Raw genomic sequence first — 22,610 nt, forward strand, 5'->3', positions numbered from 1 at the left:
CCTGAAGTCAGTCTTACAAAGAAGCATTTTGTTGAGTGGATGCGCTGGATTTTTCTTCATCTGCAACACAAACATCGCAAGGTAAATGGTGGCCAATCAGCTTGCGGTAACCAAAGGCACCTAACGCCGCACCTACAATCGGGCCAAATACTGGCACCAGGAAGTAAGGAATATCACGGCCACCGGTAAAGGCGACATCGCCCCAGCCAGCTAACCAGGCGAAAAGTTTCGGGCCAAAGTCACGTGCTGGATTCATCGCAAATCCGGTCAATGGCCCCATTGAGGCACCAATTACCGCAATCAGTAAGCCAATCAGCAATGGTGCTAACGGGCCACGTGGGATGCCGTTGCCATCGTCAGTCAGCGCCAGAATAACGCCCATCAGAATGGCGGTGATCACCATCTCTACGGCAAACGCCTGTACCAGATTGATGTGTGGGTTAGGGTAGGTTGAGAAGATACCTGCTAAATCCAAGCTTTCCACACTGCCACGTACCATGTGGTGCGTCTGCTCGTAATCGAGGAATAAATTGTAATACAGGCCGTAGACCAAAGCTGCGGCACAGAACGCACCTGCAACTTGCGAAAGAATAAACGGCACCACTTTACGTTTATCGAAGCAGGCGAACAGGCAAAGTGCGATAGTCACCGCCGGGTTAAGATGCGCACCGGAAACGCCTGCAGTCAGGTAGATAGCCATAGCCACTCCCAAACCCCAGATGATACTGATTTCCCACTGCCCGAAACTTGCGCCCGCGACTTTTAAGGCGGCGACACATCCGACACCAAAGAAAATCAACAACGCGGTACCCATGAACTCGGCGATGCACTGACCTTTCAAAGTTGATGGAGCTGTCTGACTCATAGTAGGGTCCTGAAGGCAAAATTAATGATTATTGTTTGTTCGGGCTTCCCTGCCGCGCAGGTGCCATGTAGGCATAGTGTTAATTTATCGTTAACGAACATAAACGAGAAATATCGAACTTTAAAATTGTGTTGTTCGTCATAAAAATGAGCGATTACGCGCTAAATTGTGCGCATTATCACCCAGAAAAGACAACGCAAACGCTCATGGAAGTAATCAATGCGTTAACAAATAGTGATTTTAGCGCTCCAGGTCATTCGGCATATGCTGAAAAACGTTATGTTATGCAAAGAGCGCTTGAACTCGCTGGACACGGCTACTCACGCTACTTACAATCGAGACACGCTGCGTGGAGCGCATATATTCATAAGGTGTCATCGGGAATATCCGGGACGGGGATTTAGAAATCCATCAACGCCTTGCAATTCAGAAGAGGTTCAGAAATGTCATTTGAAGTGTTTGAGAAACTGGAAGCAAAAGTACAGCAGGCGATTGACACCATTACCCTGCTGCAAATGGAAATTGAAGAGCTGAAAGAGACCAACAATAATTTGTCTCAGCAAGTTCAGCAATCTCAGAACAACCATGAAGAATTAGTGCGCGAAAACAATTCTCTGAAAGAACAACAGCACGTGTGGCAGGATCGTCTGCATGCCTTGCTGGGTAAGATGGAAGAAGTCTAAATACCCGTCATACTTCGAGCCGCAGGGGCGTTGGCTGCACTCAAAAACCCCAGTCACTTACTCAAGTAAGCTCCTGGGGATTTGCTCCCTTGCCGCCTAACTGTAACTCGAATTATTTTGGTTATTGTTTTCTTTAGAAGAAGAACGGGCGCCCAAGGGCGCCCGTTTTGTTATTCGATTGGGTTATTCAATATCGAGGGGATCTTCGGAAAGGATAATGCCGGTGTTATCTGCATACAGATGGTCGCCGGAGAAGAATGTCACGCCACCAAAGTTAACGCGCACATCACTTTCGCCAATGCCAACTCCTGCTGAACCTACCGGAATAGCGGCAATTGCCTGAATACCAATATCCAGCTCTTCCAGGTCGTCGACCTGGCGTACTGCACCGTATACCACGATGCCTTCCCACTCATTTTGAGTCGCCAGACGGGCAAGTTCTGCATCAATCAAAGCACGGCGAACAGAGCCGCCACCATCGATTACCAGCACTCGGCCACGGCCATTTTGTTCGAGCAGATCATACAACAATCCGTTGTCCTCGAAACATTTCACCGTGATGATTTGCCCGCCAAAGGACGACCGCCCACCGAAGTTGGAAAACAGCGGTTCAACGACGTTGACATCTTCCTGATAGATGTCGCAAAGCTCGGAAGTATCATATTTCATAGGATTAAGATTCTGTTGCTGCACGAGTTGTCAGTATATCGCTTAATCGTAACTGTTGGCAAAATCATCAATTGTTAATTGATATTTGTCAGCTAAAACGACACCGTACTGAGCACAACTCCTACCGCAAACAACAAGTTAGTGAGTAATGCGGCTTTAACCGTTCGTTCAAGCATTGGGCGCATGGCGACCGGCTCCATCTCACTGAGCACGAAACGCGTCTGTTTAATCAGTAGCGGTGCTGCGAGCACAAATAGCCATCCCCAGAGGCTTTGCAACCAAACCAGGTTAAATACTGCCAGGCACGCCAGCGCCCCAATCAACAGGCAAGCATGATAGCGACGGGCAAGCACCGGACCCAGGCGCACAGCCAGTGTGTTCTTACCGTTCTCACGGTCGCTGTCGATATCACGTAAGTTATTGATGTTCAGCACAGCTGTTGCCAGTAATCCACAAGCCGTCGCGGGTAAAAACACTAACGGGGCCAGAGCATGAGCCTGGAGATACCAGGTGCCAGCCACACTTAGCCAGCCAAAGAAGACCAGTACTGAAATGTCCCCAAGCCCCATGTAACCATACGGACGGGTTCCGACGGTGTAGGTAATAGCCGCGATGATAGCCAGCAAACCGAGGACCAGGAAACCGAGGAAATCTGCCAGCGTACGGCAAGCAACCGCGACCAGCGCCAGACCAGAAACACAGATTAATACTACAGTGATAACCAGCGCTTTTTTCATCTGCGCCTGGGTAATCACCCCTTTTTGCATTCCGCGCAATGGCCCGATTCTGTCTTCTTTGTCGCTGCCTTTTACCGCATCACCGTAGTCATTCGCCAGGTTTGAGAGGATTTGCAGCAACCCGGCAGTCAGCAGTGCCAGCAGTGCAATAGCGGGGTTGAACACGCCTTGCCAGAAAGCCAACGCGGATCCACAGACGATAGAGGCAAATGCCAGTGGTAATGTGCGTGGGCGCAAGCTTTCAAGCCAGGCTTGAGTCGTGCTTACAGAGTGCGATTCGCTCATAGTTCTCTCTGTTAGATATAAAAAAATGGAGGGCATAAGCCCTCCATTTCAAATGAAGAAAATACGTTGAGCGGGATTATAGGATAAAACGGCTCAAGTCTTCATCTGCTACCAACTCATCCAGATGTTTGCTGACATATTCGCCGTCAATCAGAATGGATTGGCCGTTCATTTCGCTGGCATCGTAAGAGATGTCTTCGACCAGGCGTTCTAACACAGTGTGCAGACGACGCGCACCGATGTTTTCGGTGGACTCGTTCACTTGCCATGCGGCCTGAGCAATACGGCGAATACCGTCTTCGGTGAAGTCGATATTCACGCCTTCGGTGCCCAATAGTGCTTTGTACTGCACGGTGATAGAAGCGTTTGGCTCAGTCAGAATGCGCTCGAAATCTTCAACAGTCAGTGCCTGAAGTTCCACACGAATTGGCAGACGTCCCTGTAATTCTGGGATCAGGTCTGATGGACTTGCGACCTGGAAGGCGCCAGATGCGATAAACAGGATGTGGTCAGTTTTGACCATACCGTGTTTAGTCGAAACGGTGCAGCCTTCAACCAGTGGCAGTAAATCACGCTGAACACCTTCGCGGGAAACGTCCGGGCCGGAACTGTTGCCACCGCGCTTACAGATTTTGTCGATCTCATCGATAAACACGATGCCGTGTTGCTCGACGGCATCAATGGCGTCTTGCTTCAGTTCTTCCGGATTCACAAGCTTCGCCGCTTCTTCTTCAATCAGAAGTTTCATCGCGTCTTTGATTTTCAGCTTGCGTGGTTTTTGCTTCTGGCCGCCCAGATTCTGGAACATAGACTGCAACTGGCTAGTCATCTCTTCCATGCCAGGAGGAGCCATGATTTCAACACCCATCGGTGCCGCAGCCAGGTCGATTTCAATTTCTTTATCGTCTAACTGCCCTTCGCGTAATTTTTTACGGAAAGACTGACGCGCTGCAGATGGCTCTGGTGCCGTTTCGTTTTGGCCCCAGTTGTTTTTAGCAGGCGGGATCAGCACATCAAGAATGCGCTCTTCTGCCATTTCTTCGGCACGGTAGCGGTTTTTCTCGATGGATTGCAGGCGAACCATTTTCATTGCAGAATCAGTCAGATCGCGGATGATAGAATCCACTTCTTTACCAACATAGCCAACTTCGGTGAATTTGGTCGCTTCAACTTTAATGAAAGGTGCGTTAGCAAGTTTTGCCAGGCGACGAGCGATTTCGGTTTTACCCACGCCAGTTGGGCCGATCATCAGAATGTTTTTTGGCGTAACTTCATGACGCAGCTCTTCATCAAGCTGCATACGGCGCCAGCGGTTACGTAGCGCAATCGCCACGGAACGCTTGGCATTGTCCTGGCCAATGATGTGTTTGTTCAGTTCGCTGACAATTTCGCGAGGAGTCATTTCAGACATGGGGATTCCTTACGCCTTAGACGCTAATTCTTCAATAGTATGGAAATGGTTGGTGTAGATGCAGATATCACCGGCAATCCCCAGCGATTTCTCTACGATGTCACGAGCACCCAGTTCGGTATTTTCAAGTAGTGCACGTGCCGCAGCCTGGGCATACGGGCCACCGGAACCAATTGCAATCAGATCATCTTCTGGCTGAATAACATCACCGTTACCGGTGATGATAAGAGATGCATTTTCATCGGCGACTGCAAGCAACGCTTCGAGTTTGCGCAGCATACGATCGGTACGCCAGTCTTTTGCCAGTTCAACCGCAGCTTTAACCAGGTGGCCCTGGTGCATTTCTAGCTTGCGCTCAAACAGTTCGAATAGGGTAAAAGCATCCGCAGTGCCGCCAGCAAAACCGGCAATCACTTTGTCGTTATATAAACGACGTACTTTTTTAACGTTGCCTTTCATTACGGTGTTGCCGAGCGTGGCCTGACCATCACCACCGATTACGACATGGCCGTTACGGCGCACACTTACTATTGTTGTCACGAGCAGACCCCTTATTGCATCAGCTAAATAAGTACCCCGACATTATATCGGGGCTGAATGCAATTATAGATGGGGGGGATTTTGGGGGTTTCAACCCCCAGTGCCGAGACGAATGCAGTTAGAGTGGCCTGCCATCTTCAACTGGCTAATTGTACCGTCAGCTTTCTCTTTGCCCTTGATTGGGCCAATTACGACTCGATTCCAGCCATTATTGGTGGTAATGCGTGAGTCAAAGCCTTCGAAAGCAAGCTGCGCACGTACCGTTTCCGCCTGTTCGCTGCCCTTAAAGGAGCCGCACTGTACCATCCAGCGTTTCTCATCCTTTGGCTTGTCCTGAGGTGCCGGAGCTTGTTTCACAACTTCTTCACGGGTAATCGGCGCTGCCGGTTGAGTGGTAGGATTGGCCGCTCGTTGCTGAGTGTGCGGTGGTGTTTGTAGCAGATCTTGATACGGCTGCTGAGTTGCCGCTGTACGAGGTTGCTGCTGTGCCTGACGGGGCTGCTGCGCTACAGGTTGTGATTGCTGAACAGGCCGTGGTTGTGCTGTAACAGTTTGAGTATTGAATTGTTGCTGTTGAGCTTGTTGTTGCTGAATGATTTTTTGGCGCTGTAAGGTACTCTGACGCTGTTCGGGCGTCTGTTCGTTCCACGGCACTTCATTGAGCTGAGTCGGCTGCTGACGCATATCCGCCTGCATTTGCTCTAACAATTGGCGCTGTTCGCTGGTGAGCTGATCTTTATTCTGCACTTCACCACCGGCAGAAGGTTCGGTTGGGGCACGCACCCCCGTCTGGCGATTTTCCAGTTCTTTGATATAACGCCAGCGTTCTTCTGGTTTAGGTGGCAGACCATTTCCTGTGACTTTGTGTCCAGGCAGGGTTTCGCTTTCATCTTTTTTATGATGAGTAATGAAGTAGAGAGCACCAATAAAGGTCACCAGAACGGCGGCCGCAATTGCGACCATTGTCGGCGAGACAGATGGTAGGCTGCGTTGCTTGCTGCGGGTGTTACTTTTCTTACGCCGCGTACCTGCCGATTGCCCGCGGCGTACATAATCTCGTTGTGCCACTATTGATTCGCTATATTTTATTCGTTTATCAGCCCGCCATGTTACTTAATGGATATCCCTTTGACCAGAATCCAGTGTCCTAAAGCGGGTCATTTTCTACTGCCAGGTGCGCTGGTGGAGCCTCTTTCAATGAGTTCACAGTCCAGCAAACGCGAACCACTACTCACGGTGTGCCCGTTAAGTTGATCCAATAACAACAGCATAGCTTCCCTCCCGATATCAAAACGGGGTTGCGCTACGGTGGTGAGCGGTGGGTCACAGAACTGTGAAAGTGCGATGTCATCAAAGCCCATAATCGATAAGTCTTCTGGCACGCGTAAGCCATTTCGCTTGGCCTGAGACAGTGCGCCCAGCGCCATCACATCGCTATGACAGAACACAGCAGTCGGCGGATTTGGCAGCGCCAGCAACTGCGACAATGCTGCGGCACCGGCTTCATAGGTAAAGTTACCACGTGCAATGTAGTGCGGATCGATTACTGCACCCGTGCGACGCAGTGCCTGAACATACCCCTGCAAGCGATAGTGGCAAAGCGGCATCTCTTCCGGGCCTGCAATACAGGCAATTTTTTGATGGCCGAGTTGCTGTAAATAATAAACAGCGTTAAATGCAGCAGTAAGATTATCAATATGAACCGTAGGCAGTTCCAGCTCAGGAGCAAATTCGTTTGCCATCACCATCGGCGGTAAATTGCGTTGTTCTTCAATGCTGGCATCAAAGGGAAGGCGCGAGCCGAGCAGCAGCATGCCATCAATCTGCTTGGTGATAATCAGATTAATGAAGGTTTTTTCCTGCTGATTTTGGTGGGCGCAATCGCCAATCAGCACCAGGTAGCCCTGTTCAGCAGCCGTCACTTCGATACCGCGAATGATTTCGCTAAAGAAGGGGTCGCAGATATCCGGGACAATAACCAGAATGGTGCGTGATTCATTACGCTTTAAATTTCGCCCCAGGGAGTGGGGTAAATAACCTACGGCTATTGCCGCTTGTTCCACACGATTACGAGTACTTTGCGATACTTTGTCCGGGTTCATTAATGCCCTGGACACTGTTGCAGTTGATACTTTCGCCTGAACGGCAACATCTTTCATGGTTGCATTGGCAACCTGATTCTTCGGCTTCAACTTCTTCTCCTCGCGTGCACTGTACAGGTGCTGACAACGTCCGTGGTGTCTGACCATGTCCACATTCTTAGCAGAAATTGATGTTCGTTGGTTACAGTTATTTCATTAAAAGTGTGATGGTTGTTGAAATTTTCGATCCGCTTCGCATAACCACAGGGCTTTGTGCTAGCCGTCTATCGGATCAACATCCAGCGTCCACTTCACTTTGCGTGATTCCGGTAAGGTATTGACCAGCTTCAACGAATGGCTGACCAGGCGTTGCAGACGCGCGCGCGAAGGGTGTTGCAGCAGAATCTGCCAACGGAAGCGCCCACCGCGTTTGGGCTGCAAACAGGGAACCGGCCCCATAACCCAGAGTTGATCATCTCGTAATGGGCTGGATTCCAATAGGTTTCGTAACTGCTGTAAGAAGAGCGGTGCCTGATGGTTATTCTGGTCTTCTGCGCGAAACATGATGTGGCTGGTAAACGGCGGTAAGAACACTGTCTGGCGCTCTTTCAGTGCCTGGCTTGCGAAGTCGTCATAACCTTTGGTGAGCAGCGTTTGTAATAAAGGGTGCTCGGGATGGTGAGTTTGCAACATGACTTCGCCTTGTTTACCGGCGCGGCCAGCGCGGCCAGACACCTGAACATAAAGTTGTGCAAAACGCTCCGCTGCGCGGAAATCAGCCGAAAACAGTGCGCCATCGACATCGAGTAAAGCCACCAGCGTCACATCGGGGAAGTGGTGGCCTTTCGCCAGCATCTGCGTGCCAATCAGGATGCGTGCACCGCCGCGATGGACTTCTGCCAGTTGCTGCTCAAGTGCACCTTTTCGACTGGTGGTGTCGCGATCAATACGCGAAATCGGCACGCCAGGAAATTCCGGTGTCAGGCTATGTTCGAGCTGTTCGGTGCCCATACCTACTGGAACCAGATTGGTGGAGCCACAATGTGGACATTGCTGTGGGATAGCTCTTTGGCTGTCGCAATGGTGGCAGCGCAAATGACGTTGGCCTTGATGATAGGTGTAGTAGTGATCGCAGCGTGGGCACTCCGCTATCCAGCCGCATTCATGGCACAGCAGTGCGGGGGCAAAGCCTCGGCGGTTAAGAAACAGGATCACCTGGTTGTCAGCGTTAAGGTGCTGACCAATTTTTTTGATAAGCGCAGGCGCCAGGCCGGATTTCAGTGGCTGCCCTTTTAAGTCCACCACTTGCTGTGTTGCCGGGCGTGCATTACCGGCGCGTTTTGTCAGACGTAACTGGCGATATTTCCCCAGTTGAACGTTGTGCAATGTTTCAAGGGCGGGGGTCGCTGAGCCAAGGATGATGGGAATATCTTCCGCATGCGCGCGGTATACGGCTAAATCACGAGCGTGATAACGCCAGCCTTCTTGCTGCTTGTAAGAGCTATCGTGCTCTTCATCTATAACAATGACGCCAAGTCGGCAAAACGGTGTGAATAGAGACGAGCGGGTGCCAATCACAATAGCTGCTTCGCCGCTACGAGCCTTTAACCACACAGCAAGACGCTCACTGTCATTAAGTCCGGAGTGCAGCACTTCGACCGGCGCGTTAAAACGCTCACGGAACCGGGCGATAGTTTGTGGCGTCAGGCCAATTTCAGGTACCAGAACTAGCGCTTGTTTGCCTTGTGCCAGCACGTTTTCAAGCACGCTTAGATAAACTTCTGTTTTGCCCGAACCGGTAATACCTGCAAGCAACCAGACCGCAAAATGGTCGGCAGAACTGTGGATAGCGCCAATAGCAGTAGCCTGCTCGGTGTTCAGCCGTAAACGCTCACCTTCAACAGAATAGCTATCGCGCCAGTCTGTCGTTGAAGGCGCTGCACTTTTCAGATCACATAACCCTTTGGCCCGCAGCGCTTGTAACCCCGGTTCGCTGATTTCCATCTCGCTCACCTGGTGACGCCAGATGATATTTTGCCGTACCGCCGCCAGTGCTTGTTGCTGCTTAGGCGCGCGTTTCAGGCTGTTCAGGTCGATAGCTTTGCCTTCTTCTGTAGCGAACCAGTACCACAATGGCGCATGGTGCGCGGGTTTTCCTTCGCGCAGCAAACCCGGTAGGGCGTGGAAGAGCACATCGCCAAGCGGATGGTGGTAATACTCAGCCGCCCACAGCAGAACGCGCCACAGAGAAACAGGAAACAACGAAGCGCCATCCAGAACTTCAGCAACTGGCTTTAGCTCATTAATCGGCAATTCGCTGTGCTCGCTAACGGCAACGACAATCCCGACAGCCTGGCGTTTACCAAACGGCACCCTAACGCGAAAACCTGATGCCACCTGCATTCCAGCAGGAACGAAGTAATCAAAAGTGCGGGCAAGAGGAACCGGCAAAGCGACGTGAGCAACAGGCATTAAAGCTTCCAGGCTGATAAAAATGACGAGATAGTGTACACTGTGTGTTCCAGAAAATGCGGATCAGTTTGCATCCAACGGTGGGGTTCTGTATGATTCGCCGCCTTTGATGCGCAGTTTTTGGTATCAAAAAACCTAATTTATCAACTTCGCGTGGTGTCTGGCGTTAGGGCTGGAAGAGCGACGCGGCCTTATACAGAGGTTTTCCATGAAAAAGAATATTCACCCGAACTACGCAGAAGTTACTGCAAACTGCTCATGCGGTAATGTTATCAAGATTCGCTCTACCGTGGGTCATGATCTGAACCTGGACGTATGTGGCGAATGCCACCCGTTCTACACTGGCAAGCAGCGTGATGTTGCTACCGGTGGCCGCGTTGACCGCTTCAACAAGCGTTTCAGCGTTCCAGGCGCGAAGAAGTAATTCGCTGCACGGTAAGAGAAAGGCGCCTAACGGCGCCTTTTTTGTTACCCGTCATCCTTCAAGCCGCAGGAGTGTTGGCTGCACTCCTAAACCCCAGTCACTTACCTACGTAAGCTCCAGGGATTTACTCACTTGCCGCGTTACTCGGCCTCTGGCCTCGCCCCTTTGGGGCCAGCGCAAGCGCTGTTCAAAACGCTTTCAGCGTTTTAGTCCTGCGACTCGAATGCTATAGGGTAACCCAGTAATTTCTTAAGCTAGTATTCCCACGTCTCCGGATCAATCCCCAGCTCGCGCATAATCACTTTCGCCGCTTCAGGAATCTCATCACTACGCTCTTTGCGCAGGTCTGCATCATTTGGCAACGGTTGCCCAGTAAACGCATGCAAAAACGCTTCGCACAGCAGTTCACTGTTGGTTGCGTGACGCAGGTTATTCACCTGGCGACGGGTACGCTCATCGGTGAGGATTTTTAACACCTTCAGAGGAATGGACACCGTAATTTTCTTTACTTGCTCACTCTTCTTCCCGTGCTCAGCGTAAGGGCTGATATATTCGCCGCTCCATTCAGCCATGAGATACTTAATCCTCTTAATCAATGTATTTAGGCTTCCACCGGTCATATGCGCGGTAGAAGCGATTATCTGGTCGTAGTGTAAGCGTTTATTGATTCGCGGTCTGCGACGCTATCACCCTAAAGCGTATAATTTTAACGGCTATTGCGTGTTTGCTCAATCTATACGCAAAGAAGTTTAGATGTCCAGATGTATTGACGTCTAACTCGGCAGTGTTTACTCTGGTGCCTGACCTTTATTCGACCAGCAAGGATTCGAGAGCCATGACGCGCAAACAGGCAACTATCGCAGTACGTAGCGGTTTGAACGATGACGAGCAATACGGCTGCGTTGTACCGCCAATCCATCTCTCCAGTACTTATAATTTCACCGGGTTTAACGAACCGCGAGCGCATGATTATTCGCGCCGTGGCAATCCTACGCGTGATGTTGTTCAGCGCGCACTGGCAGAGCTGGAAGGCGGAGCGGGCGCTGTGCTGACGAATACCGGCATGTCGGCAATCCATTTGGTAACCACCGTTTACCTCAAGCCTGGCGACCTGCTGGTGGCTCCGCATGACTGTTACGGCGGCAGCTACCGTTTGTTTGATAGCCTGGCAAAACGCGGTGCATATCGCGTTTTATTTGTCGATCAAGGAGATGAAGCGGCTTTAACTGCGGCACTCAACGAAAAACCAAAACTCGTGCTGGTCGAAAGCCCAAGTAATCCCTTGTTACGAGTAGTAGATATTGCGAAAATCTGCGCCGCAGCGCGTGAAGTAGGGGCAATTAGTGTGGTGGATAACACCTTTTTGAGCCCGGCTTTGCAAAACCCACTGGCATTGGGTGCGGATTTGGTTCTGCACTCATGTACCAAATATCTGAATGGTCACTCAGATGTTGTTGCGGGCGTAGTAATTGCGAAAGATCCTGAAACCGTCACTGAACTTGCCTGGTGGGCAAATAACATTGGCGTGACCGGTGGTGCTTTCGATAGCTACCTGCTGCTGCGTGGCCTGCGTACACTTTCACCTCGTATGGAAGTGGCACAACGTAACGCTCAGGCGATTGTCGATTTCCTGAAGACGCAACCGCTGGTGAAAAAGCTGTATCATCCTTCGCTGCCTGAAAACCAGGGCCATGAAATTGCTGCTCGTCAGCAAAAAGGTTTTGGGGCGATGCTAAGTTTTGAATTTAATGGCGACGAGCAAACGCTGCGTCGATTCCTGAGTAGCCTGACTCTCTTCACTCTGGCGGAATCATTGGGTGGAGTAGAAAGTTTGATTTCACACGCGGCGACGATGACCCACGCGGGCATGGCGCCAGAAGCGCGTGCTGCAGCGGGGATCTCTGAAACCTTGTTGCGTATTTCGACTGGCATTGAAGATAGCGAAGATTTAATTGCTGACCTGGAAAATGCGTTCCGGGTTGCAGCCGAGGGGTAAGCATGAGTGTTTCAGCACCAGCAGGGGCGTCGGGTCGTCAGCTGCATAAATTTGGTGGCAGTAGTCTGGCAGATGTGAAGTGCTATCTGCGCGTTGCGGGGATCATGGCCGAGTATTCAAAACCTGGCGACATGATGGTTGTTTCCGCAGCGGGTAGTACGACCAACCAGTTGATTAATTGGTTGAAATTAAGCCAAAGCGATCGCCTTTCTGCCCATCAGGTTCAGCAAGCTCTGCGCCGTTATCAGAGCGAGCTGATTAGTGGCCTTGTTACACCTGATGTTGCTGATGCTTTAATCGGTCAATTTGTTCACGATCTTGAGCGTTTGGCGGGTTTGCTGGATGGCAAAATGACCGACGCCGTGTATGCCGAAGTTGTAGGCCATGGTGAAATTTGGTCTGCTCGCCTGATGTCTGCGGTGCTAAATCAGTTAGGTCATCCGGCTGCATGGCTGGATGCACGCGAATTTATGCGTGCAGAACGTGCAGCTCAGCCACAAGTCAATGAAGGCTTATCCTGGCCGCTGCTGCAAGAACTTATGGCGCAGCACCCGAACAAACGCCTCGTGGTTACTGGCTTTATCTGCCGTAACGACGCGGGCGAAACCGTTCTGCTGGGCCGTAACGGTTCTGACTATTCCGCAACTCAAATTGGTGCACTGGCTGGGGTTTCCCGCGTGACCATCTGGAGTGACGTTGCCGGGGTTTACAGCGCAGACCCACGTAAAGTGAAAGATGCTTGCTTGCTGCCGCTGCTGCGTCTGGATGAAGCCAGTGAACTGGCCCGTCTTGCTGCCCCGGTGCTGCATGCTCGTACCTTGCAACCTGTTTCCGGTAGCGATATCGATCTGCAACTGCGTTGTAGCTATTCACCAGAACAAGGCTCAACTCGTATCGAACGAGTGTTGGCTTCTGGTACTGGTGCACGAATCGTTACCAGCCACGACGATATTTGCCTGATTGAACTTGAAGTTTCTGCACAGAAAGATTTTAAACTGGCGCACAAAGAGCTCGATACGCTGTTAAACCGCGCCCAGATTCGCCCGTTGTCGATTGGTGTACATCCTGACCGCAATCTGCTTCAACTTTGCTACACCTCCGAAGTGGCTGGCAGCGTGCTGCAAACTCTACAAAATGCTGACCTACCGGGCGAATTACGTCTGCGTGAAGGCCTGGCTTTAGTAGCAATGGTGGGTGCGGGCGTTTGCCGTAACCCACTGCACAGCCACCGTTTCTGGCAGCAACTGAAAGATCAGCCTGTTGAGTTTATCTGGCAGTCCGAAGATGGTATTAGCCTGGTTGCGGTATTACGTGTTGGCCCAACAGAAAATCTCATTAAGGGTCTACATAAGTCACTGTTCCGTGCCGAAAAACGTATTGGTCTGGTTTTGTTCGGTAAAGGGAACATTGGTTCACGCTGGCTGGAGCTGTTCGCCCGCGAGCAAGAAACTATCTCTGCACGAACTGGTTTTGAATTCGTGCTTTCAGGCGTAGTAGATAGCAGCCGCAGCTTGCTGAATTACGAAGGTCTGGATGCAAGCCGTGCTCTCGCTTTCTTCAATGACGAAGCGGTAGAGCAGGATGAAGAATCACTATTCCAGTGGATGCGTGCCCATCCTTATGATGATTTGGTGGTTCTGGATGTGACGGCGAGTGAACAACTGGCCGATCAATACCTCGATTTTGCCAGCCACGGTTTCCACGTTATCAGCGCTAATAAACTTGCGGGTGCCAGTAATAGCCAGAAGTACCGTGAAATTCGTAACGCTTTTACCAAGACGGGTCGCCACTGGCTGTATAACGCCACCGTGGGCGCTGGCTTGCCGGTAAACCATACCGTTCGTGACTTACGCGAGAGCGGCGACTCCATTCTGGCTATCAGCGGCATTTTCTCCGGTACGCTTTCATGGCTGTTCCTGCAATTCGATGGCACTGTGCCATTTACCGAGCTGGTGGACCAGGCCTGGCAGCAAGGGCTGACGGAACCCGATCCACGCGTCGATCTCTCCGGGAAAGACGTGATGCGCAAGCTGGTGATCCTGGCTCGCGAAGCGGGTTACGACATCGAGCCGGATCAGGTTCGTGTTGAATCGCTGGTTACAAACGGCAGCGAAACGGGCTCAATTGACCATTTCTTTGAAAATGGCGATGAATTGAATGACCAAATGCTTCAGCGTTTTGAAGCGGCTCAGGAAATGGGTCTGGTGCTGCGCTATGTCGCACGTTTCGATGCTAATGGTAAAGCGCGTGTCGGTGTGGAAGCTGTGCGCCCTGAGCATCCACTGGCTTCGCTGCTACCTTGCGACAACGTGTTTGCTATCGAAAGCCGTTGGTATCGTGATAACCCGCTGGTTATTCGTGGGCCAGGGGCTGGTCGTGACGTAACAGCTGGCGCTATTCAATCGGATCTCAATCGTCTGGCGCAATTGCTCTAACTGCGGAAACACAAAAATACCGAGGCCAGCTATTGCTGGCCTTTTTTATTCTTTTCAATCGAACATGAGAAAAATTCAATTTGGTTGAGAATTCCTCACTTCTTGTGTTGAATTTTCAGTTGACGGAATCATGCTTTTCCTTCATCTTGCTATCTGGACGTCTAAACGTCTGGATAGCAACAAAACACAACATCACATAATAAAATGCGATTAATGAGGTAAGGGTATGAGCTTTTTTCACGCCAACCAGCGGGAAGCACTAAATCAGAGTCTGGCCGAAGTTGCCGGGCAAATTAACGTTTCCTTTGAGTTTTTCCCGCCGCGCACCAGTGAAATGGAACAGACCCTGTGGAGCTCAATTGATCGACTAAGTAGCCTGAAACCAAAATTTGTCTCCGTAACTTACGGCGCAAACTCCGGTGAGCGTGACCGTACCCATAGCATCATCAAAGGTATTAAAGACCGTACAGGTCTGGAAGCTGCACCGCATCTGACTTGTATTGATGCCTCTCCCGACGAACTGCGCACAATCGCACAGGATTACTGGAACAGCGGTATCCGTCATATCGTCGCCCTGCGCGGTGATTTACCACCAGGCGGCGGCAAGCCAGATATGTACGCTTCAGATCTGGTGACATTGCTTAAAGATGTCGGTGATTTTGATATTTCCGTTGCGGCTTACCCGGAAGTTCACCCGGAAGCGAAAAGTGCACAGGCTGATTTAATCAACCTGAAACGCAAGATTGATGCCGGTGCAAACCGCGCCATCACTCAATTCTTCTTCGATGTAGAAAGCTATCTGCGCTTCCGCGACCGTTGTGCCGCTGCCGGTATCGACGTGGAAATCGTGCCAGGCATTCTGCCAGTCAGTAACTACAAGCAAGCACATAAATTTGCCACCATGACCAACGTGCGTGTTCCGCACTGGATGGCTCAAATGTTTGAAGGGCTGGATAACGACGCAGAAACTCGCAAAATGGTCGGTGCCAATATTGCGATGGATATGGTGAAAATCCTCAGCCGTGAAGGCGTGAAAGATTTCCATTTCTATACGCTTAACCGTGCTGAAATGAGCTACGCGATTTGCCACACACTGGGTGTTCGCCCGTTAGTATAATTCAGTCAATGGCCCGCAAGGGCCATGATTTTCCCCTGCACATCCACTCCCCTTCCAAATACCCATTTCATTTGTAATGTTAAGTTTTGAAAGTTTATGTTGCTGTCGACGTTTCTGAGAAAAACTTTTGCTATGTTGCTCATTAGCCAACAGGAAATAACTATCAAATCTGTAGTTTTTTTCATCTATAACTTATCTGCAGAGCCGTATATCCTGGTATTAAAATAGTGAAGGGAGCAGGAAGATGAGCACAAACGAAAACGATCATAATACGTTGTCCGCAGGGAAGTGCCCGTTTCATCAGGGCAGTCATGATGTGAGTGCAGGAGCCGGAACAAGCACGCGAGACTGGTGGCCGAAACAACTCCGTGTTGACCTCCTCAATCAGCACTCAAACCGCTCTAACCCCCTCGGCGAAGATTTTGATTACCGCAAAGAATTCAGCAAACTCGATTATTCCGCGCTGAAAGGCGACCTGAAAGCATTACTCACCGATTCCCAGCCATGGTGGCCAGCCGATTGGGGTAGCTACGCCGGGCTATTTATTCGTATGGCCTGGCATGGTGCCGGCACTTACCGTTCCCTGGACGGACGTGGTGGTGCAGGTCGTGGTCAGCAACGCTTTGCTCCACTCAACTCCTGGCCAGATAACGTAAGCCTTGATAAAGCTCGCCGCCTGCTGTGGCCTATCAAACAGAAATATGGTCAGAAAATATCCTGGGCCGACCTGTACGTGCTGGCGGGGAACGTAGCACTGGAAAACTCAGGCTTCCGTACCTTTGGTTTTGGTGCCGGGCGTGAAGATGTTTGGGAGCCGGATCTGGATGTGAACTGGGGTAATGAGAAAGCCTGGTTGGAACATCGCGACCCAGAAGCGCTTGCTAAACGCCCATTAGCCGCAACCGAGATGGGGCTGATTTATGTAAACCCTGAAGGGCCAAATGCCAGCGGTGAACCGCTTTCAGCCGCCGCTGCCATTCGTGCTACTTTCGGCAATATGGGGATGAACGACGAAGAGACTGTGGCACTTATCGCTGGCGGTCATACGTTGGGCAAAACCCATGGTGCGGCGGAGGCAACGCATGTGGGTGTTGATCCAGAAGCTGCACCGATTGAAGCGCAAGGCTTAGGTTGGACGAGCAGCTACGGCAGTGGTGCAGGTGCTGATGCAATTACCTCTGGCCTGGAAGTTGTCTGGTCACAAACGCCAACTCAGTGGAGTAACTATTTCTTTGAGAACCTGTTCAAATTTGAATGGGTACAGACACGCAGCCCTGCTGGTGCTATTCAGTTTGAAGCGGTCGATGCGCCTGAAATTATTCCTGATCCGTTTGATCCATCGAAAAAACGTAAACCGACAATGTTGGTTACTGACCTGACGCTGCGTTTCGATCCGGAATTCGAGAAAATCTCCCGTCGCTTCCTCAATGATCCACAAGCTTTCAATGAAGCTTTTGCTCGCGCATGGTTCAAATTGACCCACCGTGATATGGGGCCAATTGCGCGTTATATCGGCCCGGAAGTGCCAAAAGAAGAACTGATTTGGCAGGACCCGTTGCCAAAAGCGACATTCAGTCCAACGCCTGCTGATATCGATCACCTGAAAGCAGAAATTTCCCATTCTGGCCTTTCTGTCAGTGAGTTGATTTCTGTAGCCTGGGCGTCGGCATCGACTTTCCGTGGCGGTGATAAACGTGGTGGAGCCAATGGTGCACGCCTGGCACTGGCACCTCAGCGCAACTGGGATGTGAATGCTTTAGCGGTTCGTGCATTGCCTGCGTTAGAAGCCATTCAGAAAGCGTCTGGTAAAGCGTCACTGGCCGATATCATTGTGCTGGCAGGTGTTGTGGGTGTGGAACAGGCGGCGGAAGCGGCTGGTATCAGCGTTCGCGTTCCGTTTATTCCGGGGCGTGTGGATGCCAGCCAGGATCAGACCGATATCGAGATGTTCAACCTGATGGAGCCTGCAGCAGATGGATTCCGTAACTACCGTGCCCGTGTGGATGCGGCGACAACAGAATCCATGCTGATTGATAAAGCACAGCAACTTACGCTGACCGCACCGGAGCTCACCGTGTTGGTTGGTGGCATGCGTGTGCTGGGTGCGAATTTTGATGGCGGCAAACATGGCGTATTCACCGAACGTTTAGGTGTGCTCAGCAACGATTTCTTTGTCAATTTGCTGGATATGGGCACGGAATGGAAGGCGACTGATGACTCTTCAGAACTGTTTGAAGGGCGCTGCCGTCAAACTGGTGAAGTGAAGCGTACAGCGACACGCGCGGATCTGGTCTTTGGCTCAAACTCCGTACTGCGCGCACTGGCGGAAGTTTATGCCTGCAGTGATGCGAAAGAGAAGTTTGTGAAGGACTTCGTTGCGGCATGGGTGAAAGTGATGAATCTGGATCGCTTTGACCTGAAATAAGCCGGTATCTGACGTAACAATCCCCGCAGATGCGGGGATTTTTTTATCTACGCTATTCCCACTCTTGCAAGAAGCGCTGACCGTACTGGTCGGCAACTAAAAGTGCCGCATAAACCTCATCCGGCGTAGCACCGCCAGGCATGTTATGGATAGTTTCGCCTTCTGCGCAGGATGCCTGCGCCACAATGCGCATTTTTGCGGGAACGTCTTGTTTGATATCAAGTTGTGCCAGCGTAATTGGCAGCCCGACGGAGTGACACAGCGCCGCTACGGTTTCAATCTCTTCTAGTGGCGCATTTTCCAGAACTAACTGGGTCAGCGTACCGAAAGCGACTTTTTCACCGTGATAATAGTGATGTGCGTCTGGAATTGCCGTCAGACCGTTATGCACTGCGTGTGCAGCGGCCAGGCCTCCACTTTCAAAGCCGACACCGCTCAAGTAGGTGTTGGCTTCAATTACGCATTCAAGAGCTGGCGTGACTACATGCTGCTCTGCAGCCAGCATCGCTTTTTCACCCTGTTCAATTAACGTGTTATAGCAAAGTTCAGCCAGCGCTAATGCAGCCTGAGTGCACTTGCCGCCGGCCATTGTGGTCGCACCGCTACGTGAACAGGCACGTGCCTCAAACCAGGTTGCCAATGCGTCGCCGATCCCGGCGGCTAAAAGGCGTGCAGGTGCACCTGCCACGATTTTGGTATCAACAATCACTATATTTGGATTGTTCGGCAACATCAGGTAACGATCAAACTCACCCTCATCGGTATAAATAACAGAGAGCGCGCTGCATGGCGCATCGGTAGAGGCGATAGTGGGTGCGATGGCAACAGGTAAACCCATAAAATGCGCCAGTGCTTTGGCGGTATCGAGCGTTTTGCCGCCACCGATACCGAGTACTGCTCCACACTGTGTCTGTTCTGCAATACTGCGCAGACGATCGATTTCATTTTGCGAGCATTCGCCGCCAAAAGGTGCTATTTCCAACACCAGGCCGGCATCTTTAAAGCTTTTTTCTAGTGCGGACTCGGCAAATCCTAAGACAAATTTGTCTCCGACCACTAGCCAGCGCTCAGCCAGTGGTTTGAGATAGTGGCCGAGGCGGGAAATAACCTCAGCGCCCTGAATGTACTTACCCGGTGACTGTATTATGCGATCCATTCACTGCCTCCTTTTGTGTCCGTTACAGGCTCAGGCGACCAAACGCTTTCTGCCAGTCTTCTTCAAACTTCACCACCGCCGAGTCTACTGCTGGCGCAGCCAAAAATTGCTGTGCGACATCAAGGGGAAGCGTGATGGATTCGCATCCTGCCAGTAAGCAATCCAGTGCCTGACGCGGAGTTTTAAAGCTGGCTGCCAGAACTTTGCTGTCAGGAGCGTGAAGCTCAAGCAAAGCTTGTAACTCCTGAACCATGCGAATGCCGTCCCCGCCTTGCGCATCAACGCGGTTAACATATGGAGCAACGTACTCCGCTCCAGCGAGAGCAGCTAATAATCCCTGAGCAGCGCTATAAACAGCTGTTCCCAGCGTAGGAATACCCAAAGCAGTTAGCTGCTTAATCGCCGCCAGCCCCTCAAAGGTAACGGGAATTTTTACCACCAGACCTGGAACGCACTCTCTGAGTTTCTGCGCCTCTGCAACCATTCCATCCGCGCTGCGGCTCATCACTTGTGCAAACAGGCGGCCTTCTTTGCCCACTGCATTTTGCAGGCGTGGCAGTACGTCCCATATAGATTCGCCATTGGCGGCAACAATACTCGGATTGGTTGTCACTCCTTGTAATGGGAAGATTCGCGCCAGACGTTCTACTTCCGCAATGTTTGCTGTATCGAGATAAAGCTCCATTAATTTTTCCTCTTGGGTGAATTACAGTTCCAGTTCGCGGGCTAGCAGAACCGCGATGGCTTCGCCATTTGTGGCATTTACCAGGGCGTCACGGAATTCTGCATGCATGATTCTGCGTGCTAGTCGGGAGAAAATTCGCATATGCTGGTCACCTGCCGCATGCTTATTTAGCGTCAACATAATGATAAATTGTGCCTCATCGTCTCCCCACTGAACGGGGGTAGGGAGCCGGGCGACACTAATCGTCGATTGCTCAATATGTTCTGATTTACTGTGGGGAATAGCGAAACTAAAGCCCAGACCTGTCGAAAACACGGCCTCCCGAGCCCATAAATCGGCCTCAAGTTTGCGTGGGTAACGACAGCGCCCAGCGATAAGCAGGTTATCGGTCATTCCTTTAATGACCTCTTCTTTGCTACGCCAGTTGTTATCAAGAGAGATGCATTGAGTTGTGATCAGCGGTGCATCCTGCTGAGTCATACGGAATTGCGCCAATAAGTGTTCGACTTCAAGGGAAGTTCGACACGCCATCGCCTGATTAAGCAACTGGCGACAGGCTCGGCTATCGAGTTGGGCCAGACGTGCCTTTGTTGCGGGTATGGAAGGTGCACTCATGCTGATTTCATCAAGCCCCAGACCCACAAGCAGTGGGAGAACTGAGCCTTTTGCTCCCAGTTCGCCACACAGCCCAATCCATTTCCCCTGGCGATGCACTGCCTGCACGGCGTAATCCAGAGCCCGTAAGAAAGCAGGGTTCAGGCTGTTGTAATGCCGGGTGACCTTCGCATTGTCACGGTCAACGGCCAGTAGATATTGCGTAAGGTCGTTGCTGCCGATACTAAAGAAATCAATTTCTTCACAGCACTGGTCGATGATGAACATTACTGAGGGCACTTCAAGCATGATGCCCAACGGAATTTTTTCATCAAATGGGATATGTTCGCTACGTAGCGATTGTTTCACTTCCGCGAGTTGATCTTTAACCCACAAGATCTCTTCCATTGAGGAGATCATTGGGATCATGATTTTTAACGATCCGTGTGCAGATGCCCGCAAAATGGAGCGCAACTGAATGTGGAAAAGCGGCAGATATTCCTGGTAAATACGTACGGCACGATAGCCGAGGAATGGATTGTTTTCCTCAGGGATATTCAGGTAATCCACCGGTTTATCGCCACCGATATCTATTGTGCGCACAATAATGCTGCGCCCGTTTGCACCTTCCAACGCCTGACAATAAATGTTGTAAAGTTCATCTTCGGAGGGTGCATGAGCGCGGTCCATGTATAGCATTTCAGTGCGAAACAGGCCCACAGCCTCTGCTCCGTTATTAAATGCAGGAGCCGATTCAACGCAATGAGCAATGTTTGCAGCCACTTCCAGACGAAGGCCATCAGCAGTACGTCCTGGTTGGTTAAGCCAGACTTTTTGCTGATCGCGTAGGACTTGCTGCACATACGCTTCTTGCTGGTAATAGCGTTTTACCGTTTCGCTAAGATTTACTACTACCAAACCAAGATCACCATCAATCTGCACGGTTTGTTGCAACCACGGCGTGAGTGCGTCGATATCAACGCCCACCAAGGTTGGAATATTAAATGAGCGAGCAAGAATGACCGTGTGGGAGGTGGTTCCGCCACTACGTAACAGAAGACCTTTGAGTAGTGTTTTATCCAGCTCAAGAAACTGGCTCGGCGTAATTTCATCAGCTAAACAGATAGCAGCTTGCTGAAGCTTGCCTGGTGCTGGGAAGCGCTGCTCCCCATAGATATGCTGCAGTAGTTGGAAACAGACATCCCGAACATCAAGCACTCGCTCTTGCAGATAAGCACTGCCTGACTGGGAAAATTGATTACAAAAGTGTTCTGCTGTTTTTACGACTGCAGCTGCACAGCTGGCGCCATGATGGATATGTTCCAGAAGCAGAGTGCGCAATGACGCATCACTTGCCAGAGAACGGTGGGCTTCAAGAATAGCGCTCGCTGTGCCATCATTTCCTAGTAACTGGAGATTGATGGTTTTCAGTAATTTTTCGAGCCCGCTCTCAAGTTTCTCCTGCTCTTCATCAATATTTCCAGCCGCTGGTAACTCCCCCAGTTTGTTTAAATCGAGGGACGCGAGTTGTATCAGCTTGCCACTGGCACTTCCTCCACAAACCGGATTTGCATGAAACAGCGTGGGATTCAGGCGTGCGAGAGATTCAGGAATCGGTGCAGCTTCACTATTGTTAGTTTCTGGTAGAGGGGCATCGCAGTAAGGGAATTCGTCTTGCATGAAAACGGAAAGCCTGTTGAAAGCACCTTCTTCATCACTGCCAGCGATCAGTAACTGGCAGTCATCTCCTTTTAACGTCCCCGTACCAATAAGTGCCAATGCACTCTTGGCATTGCCACGGCGCTCTGTGCGCAAGTTAATCCATTCAACAGTCGAAGAAAACTGATTGCACAGTGTTTCAACATGACTCGCTGGGCGGGCGTGTACCCCGTTGGGTAAGTCACAACGGAAATTTATAACCAGTGCCATAGACGTTCTCCTGAGCCAACTCTAAACAATGGCTACAGAATAAGAGCCCTTCAATGGGAGTCGCCACGGGACAAAACTGTCAAAAGCTGGACAAATGTATTGTCTG

18 protein-coding genes are annotated in these 22,610 nt (G+C 50.9%); 6 read left to right on the plus strand and 12 right to left on the minus strand.

Features of this window, described 5'->3' with window-relative positions; genetic code table 11:
• Window positions 1-13 precede the first annotated feature (13 nt).
• Window positions 14-865 (minus strand): MIP/aquaporin family protein, encoded by an 852-nt coding sequence (locus M979_RS18070; RefSeq protein ID WP_034461424.1) that lies wholly within the window; start codon window positions 863-865, stop codon window positions 14-16.
• 443 nt (window positions 866-1,308) lie between these two features.
• Here M979_RS18070 and zapB point away from each other — a divergent pair, with 443 nt between their 5' ends.
• Window positions 1,309-1,548, plus strand: coding sequence for a septal ring assembly protein ZapB (zapB, locus tag M979_RS18075; protein ID WP_064555942.1), 240 nt, complete (start codon window positions 1,309-1,311; stop codon window positions 1,546-1,548).
• Between the two features lie 183 nt (window positions 1,549-1,731).
• Here the strand turns inward: zapB and rraA are convergent, their stop codons facing one another.
• The 7 genes from rraA to priA form a co-directional block, all read right to left on the minus strand.
• A complete protein-coding gene (rraA, locus tag M979_RS18080; protein ID WP_034461422.1) occupies window positions 1,732-2,217 on the minus strand; it encodes a ribonuclease E activity regulator RraA in 486 nt (161 codons plus the stop codon).
• A 92-nt stretch (window positions 2,218-2,309) separates the two neighbouring features.
• Window positions 2,310-3,239 (minus strand): 1,4-dihydroxy-2-naphthoate polyprenyltransferase, encoded by a 930-nt coding sequence (menA, locus tag M979_RS18085; protein WP_064555943.1) that lies wholly within the window; start codon window positions 3,237-3,239, stop codon window positions 2,310-2,312.
• A 76-nt stretch (window positions 3,240-3,315) separates the two neighbouring features.
• Window positions 3,316-4,650 (minus strand): ATP-dependent protease ATPase subunit HslU, encoded by a 1,335-nt coding sequence (hslU, locus tag M979_RS18090; protein ID WP_034461420.1) that lies wholly within the window; start codon window positions 4,648-4,650, stop codon window positions 3,316-3,318.
• A 9-nt stretch (window positions 4,651-4,659) separates the two neighbouring features.
• Window positions 4,660-5,190 (minus strand): ATP-dependent protease subunit HslV, encoded by a 531-nt coding sequence (hslV, locus tag M979_RS18095; RefSeq protein WP_034461419.1) that lies wholly within the window; start codon window positions 5,188-5,190, stop codon window positions 4,660-4,662.
• Window positions 5,191-5,280: 90 nt separating this feature from the next.
• Window positions 5,281-6,258 (minus strand): cell division protein FtsN, encoded by a 978-nt coding sequence (gene ftsN / locus M979_RS18100; protein WP_072009489.1) that lies wholly within the window; start codon window positions 6,256-6,258, stop codon window positions 5,281-5,283.
• 89 nt (window positions 6,259-6,347) lie between these two features.
• Window positions 6,348-7,382 carry a DNA-binding transcriptional regulator CytR gene (gene cytR / locus M979_RS18105; RefSeq protein WP_034461417.1) on the minus strand — a complete coding sequence of 345 codons (1,035 nt, stop codon included), beginning with the start codon at window positions 7,380-7,382 and terminating at the stop codon, window positions 6,348-6,350.
• Window positions 7,383-7,547: 165 nt separating this feature from the next.
• Entirely contained in the window at window positions 7,548-9,743 is a 2,196-nt protein-coding gene (gene priA, locus M979_RS18110; protein WP_064555944.1) for a primosomal protein N', read from the minus strand.
• 208 nt (window positions 9,744-9,951) lie between these two features.
• On the opposite strand from priA, the gene rpmE reads away from it, so the two are divergent.
• Window positions 9,952-10,167, plus strand: a complete 216-nt coding sequence (rpmE, locus tag M979_RS18115; protein ID WP_034461415.1) for a 50S ribosomal protein L31 — start codon at window positions 9,952-9,954, stop codon at window positions 10,165-10,167.
• 254 nt (window positions 10,168-10,421) lie between these two features.
• Here rpmE and metJ read toward each other — a convergent pair whose 3' ends face one another.
• On the minus strand, window positions 10,422-10,739 hold the full coding sequence (metJ, locus tag M979_RS18120; RefSeq protein ID WP_034461414.1) for a met regulon transcriptional regulator MetJ: 318 nt from the start codon (window positions 10,737-10,739) through the stop codon (window positions 10,422-10,424).
• Between the two features lie 263 nt (window positions 10,740-11,002).
• On the opposite strand from metJ, the gene metB reads away from it, so the two are divergent.
• From metB to katG, 4 genes are all read left to right on the plus strand, one after another.
• Window positions 11,003-12,163, plus strand: coding sequence for a cystathionine gamma-synthase (gene metB / locus M979_RS18125; protein WP_034461413.1), 1,161 nt, complete (start codon window positions 11,003-11,005; stop codon window positions 12,161-12,163).
• A 2-nt stretch (window positions 12,164-12,165) separates the two neighbouring features.
• Window positions 12,166-14,598, plus strand: coding sequence for a bifunctional aspartate kinase/homoserine dehydrogenase II (locus M979_RS18130; protein ID WP_064555945.1), 2,433 nt, complete (start codon window positions 12,166-12,168; stop codon window positions 14,596-14,598).
• Window positions 14,599-14,824: 226 nt separating this feature from the next.
• Window positions 14,825-15,715, plus strand: coding sequence for a methylenetetrahydrofolate reductase (metF, locus tag M979_RS18135; protein ID WP_034461411.1), 891 nt, complete (start codon window positions 14,825-14,827; stop codon window positions 15,713-15,715).
• A 244-nt stretch (window positions 15,716-15,959) separates the two neighbouring features.
• The gene (katG, locus tag M979_RS18145; protein WP_064555947.1) at window positions 15,960-18,140 is read left to right on the plus strand and encodes a catalase/peroxidase HPI; all 2,181 of its coding nucleotides are present in this window, start codon (window positions 15,960-15,962) and stop codon (window positions 18,138-18,140) included.
• Between the two features lie 52 nt (window positions 18,141-18,192).
• Here katG and gldA read toward each other — a convergent pair whose 3' ends face one another.
• From gldA to ptsP, 3 genes are read right to left on the minus strand one after another with little or no spacing between them, the layout of a single operon-like run.
• Complete coding sequence (gene gldA, locus M979_RS18150; protein ID WP_064555948.1) at window positions 18,193-19,296, minus strand: bifunctional L-1,2-propanediol dehydrogenase/glycerol dehydrogenase; 1,104 nt, start codon at window positions 19,294-19,296, stop codon at window positions 18,193-18,195.
• Window positions 19,297-19,318: 22 nt separating this feature from the next.
• Window positions 19,319-19,981 (minus strand): fructose-6-phosphate aldolase, encoded by a 663-nt coding sequence (fsa, locus tag M979_RS18155; RefSeq protein ID WP_034461405.1) that lies wholly within the window; start codon window positions 19,979-19,981, stop codon window positions 19,319-19,321.
• 21 nt (window positions 19,982-20,002) lie between these two features.
• Window positions 20,003-22,504, minus strand: a complete 2,502-nt coding sequence (ptsP, locus tag M979_RS18160) for a phosphoenolpyruvate--protein phosphotransferase (protein ID WP_064555949.1) — start codon at window positions 22,502-22,504, stop codon at window positions 20,003-20,005.
• Between the last annotated feature and the right edge of the window lie 106 nt (window positions 22,505-22,610).

It is taken from the genome of Buttiauxella noackiae ATCC 51607 (assembly GCF_001654865.1).
GTDB classification, from domain to species: Bacteria; Pseudomonadota; Gammaproteobacteria; order Enterobacterales; family Enterobacteriaceae; genus Buttiauxella; species Buttiauxella noackiae.